The sequence below is a fragment of the Bradyrhizobium sp. AZCC 2230 genome (assembly GCF_036924495.1).
In the GTDB taxonomy this organism is placed as follows: domain Bacteria; phylum Pseudomonadota; class Alphaproteobacteria; order Rhizobiales; family Xanthobacteraceae; genus Bradyrhizobium; species Bradyrhizobium rifense.
Genome location: NZ_JAZHRS010000001.1, coordinates 1,252,793 through 1,268,073, shown reverse-complemented (window position 1 = coordinate 1,268,073; position 15,281 = coordinate 1,252,793). Strand labels below are relative to the sequence as shown.

The following is a 15,281-nucleotide window of genomic DNA, read 5'->3' as shown; positions in this document are numbered from 1 at the left end:
CAGTTTCCAAATTTCGAGAAGCCGGTAAAGGAATTCGTCGTGGCAACGCGAGCTAAGAAAACCGCCAAGGGCAAGAGCAGCAAGAAGAAGGCTGCCAAGAAAGCCGCGAAGAAGGCCGTGAAGGTGCTCGCGCGCAAGGCTGCCAAGAAGGTCAAGAAGACCAGGAAGGCAGCCGCCAAGAAAGGCGTGAAGAAGAGCGCTGCGAAGAAGCAGGTCGCCAAGAAGGCCTCCAAGAAAGCGGCTGCCAAAAAGCCAGTCCAAGTTTCCGCTAAAAAGGCTCCGGCGAAGAAGGCGGCCAAGAAGGCGAGGGTGACCGCGCCCGCCGTGATCGCCGCGCCGACTCCGGCCGCCACGCCGTCGAAGGCCGTGAAGCCCAAGGTCCCAAAACCCAAGGCGCCGCCTGCGCCGAAGTCAGTGGTCGCCCCGAAGCCGGCAGCGCTCGTAGCAGCGCCCGCGCGCGACAACGTGTTCTACATCTCGACCGCCATCGCCTATCCCAACGGTAGCCCACATATCGGCCACGCCTATGAGGCGATCTCGGCCGACGTGCTGGCGCGCTTCGCGCGGCTCGACGGCAAGGACGTGTTCTTCCTGACCGGCACCGACGAGCACGGCCAGAAGATGGTCCAGACCGCGCAGAGCGAGGGCTTGACCCCGTCGGCACTGGCCACCCGCAACGCCAATCGCTTCAGGGAGATGGACCAGCGCCTGAACGTGTCGTTCGACCGCTTCATCCGCACCACCGAAGAGCAGCACCATCGCTCCAGCCAGGAGATCTGGCGGCGTATGGAAGCGAACGGCGACATCTACCCCGACACCTATGCCGGCTGGTACTCGGTGCGTGACGAAGCCTATTACGCCGAGGACGAGACACGCCTGAACGACGACGGTGTGCGCCTCGGCCCGCAGGGCACGCCGGTCGAATGGGTCGAGGAGAAGAGCTATTTCTTCCGGCTCTCGGCCTATCAGGACAAGCTTCTGAAGCTCTACGAAGACCATCCTGAATTCATCGGCCCGGACTCGCGCAAGAACGAGGTGGTGAGCTTCGTACGAGGCGGCCTGCGCGATCTCTCGATCTCGCGCACCACCTTCGACTGGGGCGTGAAGGTGCCCAGCGACGAAGATCACGTGATGTATGTCTGGGTCGACGCGCTCACCAACTACATCACCGGCGTCGGCTTCCCCGACGAGAGCGACACGAACTGGCGCTACTGGCCGGCCGACGTGCATATCATCGGCAAGGACATCATCCGCTTCCACGCGGTCTACTGGCCCGCATTCCTGATGTCAGCCGGCATTGCGCTGCCGAAGCGGGTCTATGCCCACGGCTTCCTGTTCAACAGGGGCGAGAAGATGTCGAAGTCGGTCGGCAACGTCGTCGATCCCTTCAATCTTGCCGACCAGTATGGCGTCGACCAGATGCGTTATTTCTTCCTGCGCGAGGTCTCGTACGGCCAGGACGGCAACTACAACCACGAGGCCATCGTCGCGCGCATCAATGCCGATCTCGCCAACGACCTCGGCAACCTCGCGCAGCGCTCGCTGTCGATGATCGCCAAACAGCTCGGCGGCGTGCTGCCCGAGCCCGGCGCGTTCAGCGACAACGACAAGGCGATTTTGGCGATGGCCGACGGCATGATCGCCGCGTCGCGGGAAGCCATGGCGACGCAGCAGATCCATCACTGGCTCAACGCCGTGTGGGCCGTGGTTGCGGAGGCCAACCGCTATTTCGCGGGCGAGGCGCCGTGGGCGCTGGCCAAGACCGATCCTGCGCGACAGAAGACGGTGCTGTACGTCTCCGCCGAGGTCGTGCGCCAGATCGCGATCCTGGCTCAGCCGGCGATGCCGACCGCATCAGGCCTGCTGCTCGACAGCCTCGGCATCCCCGCGGGCGAGCGCGATTTTGCGGCGCTCGGCGGCGACAAGCGGATTGCTGCTGGTTCGACGCTGCCAGCGCCGACGCCGGCGTTTCCGCGCTACATCGAGCCGGCGGCCTGAGGCGTTCGAACGATGCTGGTCGACAGTCACTGCCATCTGGATTTTCCAGACTTTGCGGAGGATCTCGACGGGATCGTGTCGCGTGCCCGCGCGGCCGGGATCGGCCGCATGGTCACGATCTCGACGCGGGTGCGAAAGCTCGATCAGATTCTCGCCATCGCCGGGCGTTACGACGACGTCTATTGTTCGGTCGGCACTCATCCGCACAATGCGGATGAGGAAGACGGCATTTCGCCGGACGAGCTGATCGCGCTGACGCAGCATCCGAAGGTGGTCGCGCTCGGCGAAGCCGGGCTCGACTATTTCTACGATGACGGTTCGCCGGAGGCGCAGGCGAGGGGCTTTCGTGCCCACATTGCGGCGGCTCGCGCCACCGGCCTGCCGCTGGTGATCCACACTCGTGAGGCGGACGAGGATTGCGCGCGCATCCTGGAAGAGGAGGCGGCACGCGGATCGTTTCGTGCCGTGCTGCATTGCTACACCGGCGGGCGCGAGCTGGCGCTGAAGGCGGTGTCGCTCGGGCTCTATATCGGCTTCACGGGCATCCTGACCTTCAAGAAGTCGGACAGCTTGCGCGCGCTCGCGGCCGAACTGCCGCCTGACCGTATTCTGGTTGAAACAGATTCGCCCTACCTTGCGCCGGGCAAGTTCCGGGGCAAGCGCAACGAGCCGGCCTATGTGGTCGAGGTCGCCAAGGTGCTCGCCGAGACGCGCGGCGTGTCGCTCGAAGAGATCTCAAGCCAGACCAGCGAAAACTTCTTCCGCCTGTTCTCCAAGGTGAAAGCTTGAGGTTCTGAGCCGCATGACGCTGACGCTGACGATCCTGGGCTCCGGCTCCTCCGCCGGCGTGCCGCGCCCGGCCCTTGGCTGGGGCGCCTGCGACCCCACTAACCCTAAGAACCGCCGCCGCCGTTGCTCGCTGCTGGTCGAAAAGACCTCCAACCACGGCACCACGCGTATCGTGATCGACACGTCGCCGGACCTGCGCGAGCAGTTGATCTCGACCCATGTCGACCACATCGACGCGGTATTCCTGACACACGAGCATGCCGACCAGACCCACGGCATGGACGATCTGCGCTCGGTCGTGATCCACATGCGCAAGCGCATTCCGATCTATTTCAACCAGTCGACCGCCAAGGACATCATGGCGCGGTTCTCTTATTGCTTCATCTCGCCGGAGGGTAGCGACTATCCGCCGATCCTCAACCGGCATTCGATCGAGGCGGGCGGGAGCCAGATCATCAGCGGCAAGGGCGGTGACGTGACGATGACCGCCTTCTTGGTCCAGCACGGCAACATTCCCGCGCTCGGCTATCGCATCGGCAACGCGGCCTACACGCCCGACCTCAACGACATCCCGCCCGAGAGTTTTGGCGCCCTGGAAAACCTCGACCTCTGGATCGTCGACGGCCTGCGCTACACCCCCCATGTCAGCCATTTCAGCATCAACGACGCGCTGTCCTGGATCGAGCGCTTCAAGCCGAAGCGTGCCGTCATCACCAACATGACGGCCGACGTCGATTACGAGGTGATCCGTCAGAAGCTGCCCGCGGGCGTGGTGCCGGCCTACGACGGCTTGCGGCTGGAGACGAACTAACCTTTACCAGGCGTAGCGGACCACGGCCTTGCCGGTATAGGCGCGCACCAGGCTCGAAACCTCGCTGTCGAAATTCGCGCTCGCCGACCAGCCGCTCATGCCGCGCAGCTCGAGGGCTACGCCAGTCAGTGCCGAGTTCGGCGCAAGCGCCGTGGTTCCGATCACAAAGCCCTGGCTGGATCCTTGGCCGGATCCCTGGCCGGAGATCGCCTGAAACACCGCAGGCATCGACTGGGTCGCGCTGAAATTATGGGCCCAGGCCAGGCGTCCTCGCAGATCGAACAGGCCGCCAGCGAGCACGAAGGACGTGCTCGTGCGCAGGCCGAGCTCGCTGCGGCTGTCGGTGAAGCTGTTGGTGCTGCTGGAGGGCGTCGCGGACGGATCGGCTGCGTAAGCCGGCTGGCTTGCGCTGGCAGCGAGCCGGAACATGGTGACCTGCCCGGCGGCATAAGGCGTGATGCCGAGCCATGGCGTTGCAATCCGGTAGCCGCTTTCGATACGGCCGGAATAGGCGTTGGCGTTGATGGCCGGGGAGAGCTGGTCGCTGCCGGCCGGCGTCACCTGATGATCGCTGGTGATGGCCTGCCAGCCATAGGCCATCGCGGTCGCGACATAGGCCACGCCGATGGAGTGCCTGACGAAGGTGCCGGCCTGGAACAGGTCGGAGCGGCCGCTGGAAAAATTGTTGGCAAAGCCGGTGCCGCCGCCGGCAAGCGCAAAGCCCATCCGCGTCTGCGGTGAGAGCGAATAGTCGGCGCCGACAGCGGTGGCGAAGCTGCGGGCCGACGAGCCGTTGCCATCGGTCGCGGTCTGCGAGCCGCCGAAGCCTGCCGCCCAGATGCTCCAGTGCGGCGCCGCGAGCGACGGCTTGCCGTAGATTGCCGCATAGGCTTCGCGCCCGATGCCGCCATGCGTGCGGTCGTTGCCGAGATCGGCGTAGGCCGAGAGCTCCGAGTCGAACTCGGGCCGCCCGATGCTGCGTCCGTCGATGGCTGGATCCAGCAGGGTCTGCGTGAATTGCGTCATCGCCAGGAACGTAGCTTGCGCCGGCTCGGTCTGCGACGAAGCAGCGGAGCCGCCGCCAAACGCCTGCCGCATGCCGAACCTGCCTGCGCCGGCGAGACCCGGCGGCTCGGCGTTCCAGCCATAGTTCGGCTGCATCCCCGGGCTGCCACCATTTCCATTGCCGTAGGGCACGCCGCCAAAACCCGAGGCTTGCGGCGGGGGACCAAACATCGGGCCACCCATGCCGCCAAAATTATTGCCACCAAAATTATTGCCGCCGCCGAAATTGCCGAAGCCGCCGCCCGGCGCATTCGGACCGGGATAGCCGAAATTCTCCGAGCCTGCGAAAGCGCCGTACTCACGCATGACCTGCGCGTCCGCCGCGCGCGGCAGCAGCAATCCGGCCGTCAATAGCAGCAGCGCCAGACGCGCACGCACGTCTGTGCTCACGACACCAACCGCATGAAGCGCCCCAACCGCGCCGGTCGCCGGCCGCGCTGCCTGCGCGGCGAATCAGGAGGAAACAGCGAATCCGACGGGAGAGAAACGTAAATGCGTCTCTAACGTTTTCCAATCTTTTCCTGTGATGTCTCGATGTCGTCGAACATTCACAATCGTTTCGGGACGACGCGCGATCGTTGCGGCCCGTGTTTCTACGTGTGTCTGAAACCGGAACGCACTCAGGCTGTAATCGCCTTGGCCGAGCCGACCTCGTTGCGCAGCAGGAATTTCTGGATCTTGCCCGTGGACGTCTTCGGGATCGGCCCGAACACGACGGCTTTCGGAGTCTTGAAGCCGCTCATATGCGTGCGGCAGAAGGCGATGATGTCGGCCTCGCTGGCGCTCGCGCCGTCCTTGAGCTCGACGAAGGCACAGGGCACTTCGCCCCATTTCGGATCGGGTTTTGCGACGACGGCAGCGAACAGCACGGCCGGGTGCTTGTAGAGGATGTCCTCGACCTCCACGGACGAAATGTTCTCGCCGCCGGAGATGATGATGTCCTTGGAGCGATCCTTGATGGTGACGTAGCCGTGCTCGTCGAGCACGCCGAGGTCGCCGGTGTGAAACCAGCCGCCCTCGAAGGCTTCCTTTGTCGCCTTCTCGTTCTTGAGGTAGCCCTTCATCACGATGTTGCCGCGAAACATGACCTCGCCGATGGTCTCGCCGTCGCGCGGCACCTCCTGCATGGTCTGCGGATTGATGACCGTGACGCCTTCCTCGAGCGGGTAGGGCACGCCCTGCCGCCGCTTCATGCGGGCCCGCTCGGGCGCCGGAAGCTCGTCCCAGCCTGGCTGCTCGGCGCAGACGGAGGCGGGGCCGTAGACTTCGGTCAGGCCATAGACGTGCGTGAGCTTGATGCCGATGTTTTCGGCGCCTTCGAGCACGGCGACCGGCGGCGCAGCGCCGGCGATGAGGCCGACGACGCGACGGGCCGCGTTGTTCTTCGGAGCATCCGGTGCGTTGATCAGCGTGTTGTAGACGATCGGCGCGCCGCACATGTGGGTGACGCCGTGCTGCCTGATCAGTTCGAAGATTTTGGTCGGCTCGACCTTGCGCAGGCAGACATTGATGCCGGCGGCTGCAGCAAGGGTCCAGGGGAAGCACCAGCCGTTGCAATGGAACATCGGCAGCGTCCAGAGATAGACCGGATGCTGGCCGAGTTGGCCTGCAAGGATGTTGCTGACGGCGTTGAGATAGGCGCCGCGATGATGCGTGACGACGCCCTTGGGATTGCCCGTCGTGCCCGACGTGTAGCTCAGCGCAATCGCGTCCCACTCATCCTTCGGTGGGATCGCCGCAAAATTCGGATCGCCTTGCGCGACGGCCGCTTCATATTCGATCTCGCCGATGCGCTTGCCGCCTTTGAAGGCGGCATCGTCGACGTCGATCACGAACGGCTTTGGCCCGCTCATCTGCGCCAGCGCATCGGTGATCACGCCGGAAAATTCGGGATCGACCAGAATGATTTTGGCGCCGCCATGGTCGAGCTGAAACGCAATGGAGGACGCATCGAGGCGGATGTTGAGCGCGTTGAGCACGCCGCCCGTCATGGGCACCGCGAAGTGCGCCTCGTTCATCGCCGGAATGTTGGGCAGCATCGCTGCGACAGTATCGCCGACGCCGACGCCCTTGCCGGCGAGCCAGGACGCAAAGCGCTTGCAGCGCTCATGCATCTCGGCCCACGAGAAGCGGCGGCCCTCATAGACCGTGCTGACGTGATCCGGATACACCGCGGCGCTGCGCGCGAGGAAGCTCAGCGGCGACAGCGGCACGTAGTTGGCGGGTGTCTTGTCGAGGCCGATATTGTACTGGTTCTGCCGATCACTCATCGACACCCTCCTTGACGCCGCGCGTTACAGGAATCCGATCGAGATCCAGGGGAAGACCGCGACGATGATCAATCCCACCAGCAGCGCCAGCAGATAACCCCAGATCGGCCTGATGCCCTCGGCCGGATCGACGCGTCCGATGGCGCAGGCGGCATAATAGCCGACGCCGAACGGCGGGGCGAATAACCCGATACCCATCGCCAGGATGATGATCATGGCGTAGTGCACCTCGTGCACGCCGACGAGCCGCGCGATCGGAAACATCAGCGGTCCGAACAGCACGATGGCGGGAATGCCTTCCAGCACGCTGCCGAGGACCACGAAGGCCAGGATCGAGACGGCAATGAAGGTGGCGGAGCCGCCGGGCAGGCCGGTCATGGACGCCGCCAGCGCGCGCGAGAAGCCGGATTGGGTCAGGCCCCAGGCCATGCCGGTCGCCGTGCCAATGATCAGCAGGATGGCGCCGGACAGGCACGCGGTCTCGATCAGCATCGGCAGCAGCCGCCGCCAGTCGAACTGGCGGTAGATCAGGAGTCCGATCACCAGCGCATAGACGATGCCGATGGTCGAGACTTCAGTGGCCGTCGCGATGCCTTCGACCACGGCGTAGCGGATCACAAAGGGCAGGGCCAGGGCAGGGATGGACACCACGAACGCGCGCGCAATCTCGCCCGACGTTGCACGTGTGACGTGGCTCAGATCCTCGCCGCGGTAACGCCACCACACCAGGCCCGACAGCGTCAGCGCCAGCACCACGCCCGGCAACAGGCCGCCGGTGAACAGCGCCGAGATCGACACGCCCGTCACCGAGCCGATGGTGATCAGCACCAGGCTCGGCGGAATGGTTTCGGTCTGGGCGCCGGTGGCCGCGAGCAGGGCGACGAGATCGCCCGGCTTGGCGCCGCGCTGCTTCATTTCCGGAAACAGCACGGGCGCGACCGCGGCCATGTCGGCCGCCTTGGCGCCGGAGATGCCGGAGACCAGGTACATCGCACCGACCAGCACATAGTGCAGACCGCCGCGGACATGGCCGAGCAGGCTCGACAGAAACGCCACCATGGCCCGCGCCATACCGGTCATCTCGATCAGGAGCCCCAGAAACACAAACAGCGGCACGGAGAGCAGAATGAGATGGCTCATACCCTCGTCCATTCGCCCGACCAGCACCATCAGCGGCGTCCGCGTGGTCAGCGCCAGATAACCGAAGATCGCAAGCCCAAAGGCAAACGCAATCGGCACGGCTGCGAACACGCAGAAGCCGACCACGCCGACGAAGAAGATGATGAGATTGATATTGCCGAGCGGCTTGAGCAGCGGCTGCGCGAACCAGAACAGCGCGATCAGGACGACGACCGTGGCGGCCGCCGCGAGCAAGCTCTTGACGTCGCCGACGCGGAGCAGCCGCAACAGCGCAAACAGCACCATCAGGCAGATGCCCACGGGCAATGCCGCTGCGCGCCAAGTATTTGAAATCTGCAGCGCCGGCGTGGTGATGAAACTCTCTTCGTAGGCGTATTCATAGGCCGGACGGACGATCAGCAGCAGGAACGCCAGCGCAGCGCAGGTCGCGACCACGTCGAGATAGGCCCAGAGCCTCGGACCGGCGCTCGCGACCAGCGCCGTCATGCGCATGTGCTCGCTGCGGCGGAACGCGACCGCCGAGCCCAGCATCGCCAGCCAAAGGAACAGCATCGAGGCCAGCTCGTCCGACCACACCAGCGGCGCATGCAGCACGTAGCGCGAGACCACGCCGGCAAACAGGATCACGATTTCGGCGACGACCAGGATCGCCGCCGGGATCTCGACCAGCCATGTCAATGCATGCTCGATGGAGCCGAGCACAGGCCGGCGGCGAGGGGGTGTTGCCACCTCGCCGGCCACGGCTGGCGTCATGTCGACATGAGCCATGGCAGGGCCCCTATTGCTTCTGACGCGTTACGACAGCTTGCCGACGGACTTTTCGAGCAGATCCCAGGCCTTGTCGCCGTACTTGCCCTTCCACTCATTGTAGAAGCCGGCGGCGCGCAGCTTGTCGCGGAACGGCCCGACCTCGGGCTGGTTGAACGTGAGGCCTTTGCCCGCCAGCTCCTGCCTGACGGTGATATTGAGCTTCTCGGTGTCCTCGCGCTCCTTGACGGCGGCCGCGTTGACGTTCTTGGCGACGATGGTCTTGATGTCGTCCGGCAGCGCCGCCCAGGCGCGGCGGTTCATCAGGAACCAGAAGCCGTCCCACATGTGGTTGGTCAGCGAGCAGTACTTCTGGACCTCGTAGAGCTTCGCCGTCGAGATCAGCGCCAGCGGGTTCTCCTGGCCCTCGACGATCTTGGTCTGCAGCGCCGAATAGACCTCGGCGAAATTGATCGAGGCGGGCGATGCATCGAACGCCTTGAACATCGAGGTCCACAACGGCGACACCGGCACGCGGATCTTGAAGCCCTTGAGGTCGTCCGGGCCGTTGATCGGCTTGGTCGACGACGTGGTCTGGCGGAAGCCGTTGTCCCAGATCTTGTCCATGACCTCGAGGCCAGCCTTGTTGATCTCGCCGCGCACATAGGCGCCGAGATCGCCGTCCATGGCCTTCCAGACCGTGGGGTAATCCGGGAACGCGAAGCCGATGCCGTTAATCGAGGCCGCCGGCACCAGGGTGGCCAGGATCAGGCCGGACAGCGTGAAGAACTCGATGCCGCCGGAGCGCACCTGGCTCAGCATGTCGGTGTCGGAGCCGAGCTGGCTGTTCGGGAAGATCTGGAGGTCGAACCGGCCGTTGGTCTCGGTCTTGATGGCGGCCGCCATCTCACGGGCGCGCGCCACGAAGGGATGGGACTCAGGCAGGTTGTTGGCGAACTTGTAGGAGAACTCGGCGGCCTGGGCACGGGCCACATAGGGCACGCTGACGCCGCCAAAGACGGCGGTCGCGGCGGAGGCCTTGAGAAGCGTGCGGCGGGAAAAACTCATGGGTCTGCTTCCTCGGAAGTTTGTTCTTGTTGTGAGACGCAAACCTATACGGACGTCCGGTCAGCAGTCATCTGCGATCTCGCGAAGCTCGCTTATTGCAGCCGGACAAGGTCGCGGCAATATCGGCTTTCGGCAGATGGGCCGGATTCAAAAAGTTGAAAACAACCCCATGCACAGTAGCCGTCAAGAGCTGAGGCGACGGATCGATGGGCCCGGACCGGAAACCGCTGGAAGCGAAGGTGCGATAGCAGGAGTTTCGCCTAAATTACTGATCCAATTAGATATAAATATATTCCATAATATACCTTATGCGAATTATGGATAATGGTGCGCTGCGTCCAATTAGATTTGCGGCGGCCTTCCCTGAGGCACCGGAAGACCTGTCGGAACGACGACCTTTCGGAATGACGGCCGCAAGGCCCTGCTACGACGGGAACGAAAGAGCGTCCTCGCAGCGTTCCTGTGCCCCCGAAGAAAGTTTCGGAATTGTGGGCCAGTTCATAGAAGCAAGGGCGCGAGACCAGCAGAGTGGCTGTCGATAAAAACACGCAAGAGTTGCAGGTTGATCTTGGACGCGGCGAAGGTTCGGCCGCCTGCCAACGGGGGAGACTGAGACATGCGTCGGGATTTGACGATCAAGACCGGCAGCATGGCCGGGACGTCGGATTTCAGGGTCCTTGCTCCGATCAAAAAGGGGTTCGTGCCGTCGCTGGACGCGACCACCTACAAGACGCGCGTCAAATACGTTCTGCGGGCACTGAATGGCGGACGCGCCAGCGCGTATGAATACGAGCTCGCGCGCGTGTTGTCCGACTCCGTGGACCGCGTGGGGCGCATCCACTCCGTTGGCATCGCCGTGCTCGAGCCGGAGGACGATTCCCCTGACGCCGTGGACTATGTGCTGCTGACAGCCACGTTCGATGGCTCGTGGGAGGCCTATGTCCGCGTCATCTGGCAGAAGGCCGCGCGCCTGCTCGACCTCATCTTCTGCAACACCGACGGGTATGTGCTCGGTTACGAGAACACGTACGAAAACTGGGGCATCTGGCTGAAGAGCCGGCAGAGTGAAGCTTACTTCCTCTACACCACGCCAGACCTGACCGTGGATGACACCCGCTTCTTGCGGATGGAAGAGCGGGTTTATCGGCGAGCCTCGGGAGCCGATGCTGATCGGATCGTCACGGAGATCAAAATTCCTTCGCCGGAAGAGATCGCGCGACGGTCCATATTCCCGGTGGACGGCCTGATCGGGGTCGATCCCACCAACGCAGGCTTCAGCAAGCCCCTCACCCTCGAAGCCGCCGGCCGGCCCCCCTTCCGTCAGGGCGTACGCGCGCTCGCCGGGCTCTATCATCTGGCCGACTTCTACCCGCCGGGGACGCATGACGGGGTGATCCTGCATCGTGCGGCGCATGAGCTGCTGCCGGAATTCGTGGCCATGCTCAACGACGGTAACAGCTACGCGGAAGGCATCGGCCGCGCGCGCCTGCGCTTTGACGAGGCGATGACCTGGCTGATGACGCCGCCTGATGTCGCGGAGCCGCGGCGCGACCTGCCATTTACTCCGCCGAGTGAACAGAAGTTGCAGGATCCCGGCAATGTACAAGGCGGGATTGTGAAGCCCTACCCGGATTCGGACCATGGTGGCCTGCTGTTGTTGCAGTTTGCGACGCCGGCTGCGCTCGCTGCGTTCTTGAACGTTCTGAAGGTGACAACCGAAGCCGACGTTCTGAGCGACGGCGGGCAGATTGTCACCAACATCGCCTTCACGGTCGAAGGCCTGCGTCACGCCGGACTGTCGGATGACGAGGTGCGCAGCCTGCCGGAGGAATTCGTGCAGGGCATGGAACGGCGCGCCGGCCTGCTGGGCGACGTCCGCTGGAATCATCCTGGGCGATGGCGCTTGCCGGCGAGCAACTGGGCTCTCGGGGTCAATGCGCCGGACTTGCGTGCAGACGACCCTACACCACGCATCGACCTGGGCGCCGTCCACGCCATGCTTCAGCTGCGCCACTTGTCCACGGCGACGCCGATGGCGGAGACGAGAGCAGCGTTGCTGGCCGAGATGAAGCGTCTGGTCGATGTGGATCCCGGCGTAAGGCCACTCTCGATCCAGTGGATGCAGCGGCAGCGAGATGCGTCCGGTTCCGTGCAGGACCATTTCGGTTTCAAGGACGGCACGTCCAACCCGGTGCTCAACAAGAGCGATGCCGGCACGCGCTATTCCAATCAGGTGCACCTCGGCGAGATTCTGTGCGGCTATCCGAACGTGGCCGACAAGACCGCTCCCTTGGGTGACACCAACAATCGCGCTCATGCGCTGCTTCGCGACGGCAGTTTCCTGGCGCTGCGCAAACTGCGGCAGGATATCGAGGAGCTGGAGGAGGTCCTCCTTCGCAGCACGCGGCAGGCGACGGACGCGGCGGCTGCGGGCAACCCCGCCCCGACCCTGACGCGCGAGATGCTTCTGGCCAAGATGATGGGGCGCTGGCCCACCGGCCACCCCAAGGAAGGCCAGCCACTCAGCCCCACCCCACCCCCCGCTCCGGCGTACAACGACTTCAACTATGATTACGACGCGAAGGCCCAGCTGTGCCCGTTCCACGCGCATATACGACGCGCCAATCCGCGGGTGCGATTGACACGGGCCGATGGCGGCGCCCGGCCGCCCCGCATCGTCCGACGCGGCATGTCCTACGGTGCGCCCGTCAAGCGCAGCGACGCGCAGGCTGCCAAGGATGGCCTGCAACAGGAGCGCGGTCTCGTCTTCATGGCTTACAACGCCAGCCTCGGCGAGCAGTTCGAGGTGGTGCAGAGCTGGCTCGCCGGCGGCAACAGCTCGGGCGCCTATTCCGGGGAAAGCGATCCCTTCCTCGGCCTCGCCGAGCCAGGCCGGCTCCGGCATTTCCGTTTCGAGCACGAAGGCCAGACCGTTCGCATGGCACTCGACGGTTCGGACCGGCTCCACGACGAACCGCGCCCGTTCGTTCGTCTCGAATGGGGAGCGTATTTCTTTGCGCCGTCGAAGAAGGCACTGACAAGCTTGCAGCAATGGGCCGCGAGCCAGGGGCGCAAGCCGCTGGTGCCGTGGAGCGTGGACGACGGCGAGAAAGAGATTGCACGGCTGCGTGAGATCGAGCGGCTTCAGGGCGAAGCCGCCGCGATGGCAGGGTGGAAGACGGCGATCGAAGATCCGGATTCGGCCGCGAATTTCATCAATGCGTCGATATGGGCTGCGATTCGCGAGCGCCACGGTGGCGTGCTACGCACACCTTTCGGGGTGCTGGTGGCCGACCGGGACATGGTCACACAAGTGCTCGCTGATCCCTACCGCCATTTGACGATCACCGGCTACCTCCCCCGCATGCAAGTGTCGTTCGGCATTCTCTATCTCGGCCGCGATGCCGGACAGGAAGACCAGGCCTACGAGCAGGAATCCGCCGTCTGCAATGCCGCCATCATGGCTCTCGACCAGCCAGCCGCATTCGCGCTCGCGCGAGCGACCACGCAGAAAGTCCTGCAAACTCTGGTGGACCTATCGATCGGTTTTGCCCAAGCCGACGGCGAAGCGAGCTGGGAGTTGACGGTCGACGTGCGCGAGCTGCTGGAGCCGCTGCTGGCCGTGTTCTGTGAAGAGTGGTTCGGACTGAACGAGAACGAAGGTTACTTCCACCGAGCGGGGCTATCGCTGGGACTGGAAGCCCGATGAACCGCCGAACTATCCCGGCCATTTCCTCTCACCCTCGCGCTACATCTTCCAACCGCATCCCAATCAGGAGGTGGAGGCGATTGGCGCCGCGCATGGCTCGGCGGTACGGACCGCCATGACCGGCTTCCTCAACCGCTTCAAGACAACGATCACCGCCCCTGTCACAAGGGCCGTGCTCAATTCTCAACGGGCGCAGGGCGATATCCCATTTGTAGCGCGCACCGTTGCCGGCGCCATGATGGGCTTCATTCCAACCGTCGAAGGAAATTTGCGCAGGATGTTGAATGAATGGCTGCGCGAAGAGACCTTGTGGTCGTTACGCGCACGCTATGCCGGCACAGTTGCAAAAGATTACGCCGAGGCTCTCAAATTGTTGGGAGACGAGTTCATCCCGGCGATGCAGCTTCGTGCAGTGCCCGAATTGATCTGGCGGACGGCTGTCGCATCATTCGCGCTGGGAACGGGCCAGCACGCGGTCGATGTCAGGCCAGGAGACATCATCGTTGCGGGCGCGGTCTCTGCCACCCAGCAAAACCTCGTCGAAGGCCGTGGAGACATCGGGGACGTCTATCACGCCTTCGGCGGGAACCGCAGGGTCGCGGGCCACCCCACGCATGCGTGTCCCGGAGCGCATCCGGCTCTGGCCGTGATGCTGGGTTTCTTCAGCGGGCTGGTGGAGTCGACGCTGCCGTTGCGTGCGGGTCCGGCTCCGCTGACGTTGAGTTTGAACGGAAGGCTACCGGGAAACCCCGGTTCGCCCCTCACCCTCGCCCTGGAGACCGGAATGCTGACCGCCAATGATTTTCGTTCATTCAATTTGCGTTCGCCGTCTATTGCCCTACCCCTCGATCCCCATGAATTTCAAATCCAGGACGCCAAAAAGCTCCAGAAAGTGGCCACGGCGCAACTCGTGACACTCGGCGATTCATGGCTGTTCAAATTCCCGTTCGGCATTCGGCCAAGCCTCGTCTCCTCCCTCGAGAAACTCGGCTATGTTGCAGGTGACAGCCAGCGCTTCGGCACGTATGGCGCGCGGCTGGAGGATATGGCCGGCCCCGACATCCTGGATGCGCTCAGAAACTGCTTCCAAAACCCCGATCCCTCCGTACCGGCACCGCAGGCGATGCTGATCGGCGGCGGCGGAAACGACGTGGTCGCCGGCTACACGACGCCTTCGAGCACGCCGCTCTACAAGATGCTACTTCAGGCACCGCCCGCCGCCACCGATCCGCTGATCGAGAGTGAGGTTCACGCATTTATCGACGTCAAGATCGCGAACTTCTACCGGACCATCCTCGATTGCGTCGTCACCGAACTGAACACCAAGATTCCGATCCTGATCCATGACTACGATCATTCGATTCCCGACGGCCGCAAGGATCCGGCGGCAGGCCCGTGGCTGTTGCCGATCTTCGAGGCGCGCGGGATCACCGATCCGGCGGTGGCGCGAGACGTGACGCGACGTCTGATCGACAGGGTCGGCGCGATGGTCGCAACGGTCGCAGCCAGCTATCCGGGCCACGTATTCGCCGTCAAAACCGCGGGCACGCTGGAAGCGGATCCTCGCTTTCCAGGGAATTACAAACTGCTATGGGCCAATGAATTCCATCCGACCGAGGATGGCTACGACCTGCTCGCCAAGGTGGTTGCCGCGAAGCTCAAGAACGATTTCAACATTGGCTGA

The 15,281-nt window shown here is 63.8% G+C and carries 9 protein-coding genes; 5 read left to right on the top strand and 4 right to left on the bottom strand.

Annotation, left to right across the window (positions count from 1 at the left end; all coding sequences use genetic code 11):
- The first annotated feature begins 39 nt into the window (after positions 1-39).
- Genes metG through V1280_RS06015 form a run of 3 tightly spaced genes read left to right on the top strand, consistent with a single transcriptional unit; the run spans position 40 to position 3,598 of the window.
- Positions 40-1,998, top strand: a complete 1,959-nt coding sequence (gene metG / locus V1280_RS06025; protein WP_334520376.1) for a methionine--tRNA ligase — start codon at positions 40-42, stop codon at positions 1,996-1,998.
- 12 nt (positions 1,999-2,010) lie between these two features.
- Positions 2,011-2,787, top strand: coding sequence for a TatD family hydrolase (locus tag V1280_RS06020; RefSeq protein ID WP_334520373.1), 777 nt, complete (start codon positions 2,011-2,013; stop codon positions 2,785-2,787).
- 13 nt (positions 2,788-2,800) lie between these two features.
- A complete protein-coding gene (locus tag V1280_RS06015; RefSeq protein WP_334520370.1) occupies positions 2,801-3,598 on the top strand; it encodes an MBL fold metallo-hydrolase in 798 nt (265 codons plus the stop codon).
- 3 nt (positions 3,599-3,601) lie between these two features.
- Here V1280_RS06015 and V1280_RS06010 read toward each other — a convergent pair whose 3' ends face one another.
- From V1280_RS06010 to V1280_RS05995, 4 genes are all read right to left on the bottom strand, one after another.
- The gene (locus tag V1280_RS06010; RefSeq protein WP_334520367.1) at positions 3,602-5,053 is read right to left on the bottom strand and encodes an autotransporter outer membrane beta-barrel domain-containing protein; all 1,452 of its coding nucleotides are present in this window, start codon (positions 5,051-5,053) and stop codon (positions 3,602-3,604) included.
- A 230-nt stretch (positions 5,054-5,283) separates the two neighbouring features.
- Positions 5,284-6,933 carry an acyl-CoA synthetase gene (locus tag V1280_RS06005; RefSeq protein WP_334520364.1) on the bottom strand — a complete coding sequence of 550 codons (1,650 nt, stop codon included), beginning with the start codon at positions 6,931-6,933 and terminating at the stop codon, positions 5,284-5,286.
- 24 nt (positions 6,934-6,957) lie between these two features.
- Positions 6,958-8,841, bottom strand: coding sequence for a TRAP transporter large permease (locus V1280_RS06000; protein WP_334520361.1), 1,884 nt, complete (start codon positions 8,839-8,841; stop codon positions 6,958-6,960).
- 27 nt (positions 8,842-8,868) lie between these two features.
- The gene (locus V1280_RS05995; protein ID WP_334520358.1) at positions 8,869-9,888 is read right to left on the bottom strand and encodes a TRAP transporter substrate-binding protein; all 1,020 of its coding nucleotides are present in this window, start codon (positions 9,886-9,888) and stop codon (positions 8,869-8,871) included.
- A 616-nt stretch (positions 9,889-10,504) separates the two neighbouring features.
- Here V1280_RS05995 and V1280_RS05990 point away from each other — a divergent pair.
- Together V1280_RS05990 and V1280_RS05985 are read left to right on the top strand one after the other, a co-directional pair.
- Entirely contained in the window at positions 10,505-13,597 is a 3,093-nt protein-coding gene (locus V1280_RS05990; protein WP_334520355.1) for a Dyp-type peroxidase, read from the top strand.
- A 115-nt stretch (positions 13,598-13,712) separates the two neighbouring features.
- Complete coding sequence (locus V1280_RS05985) at positions 13,713-15,281, top strand: hypothetical protein (protein ID WP_334520353.1); 1,569 nt, start codon at positions 13,713-13,715, stop codon at positions 15,279-15,281.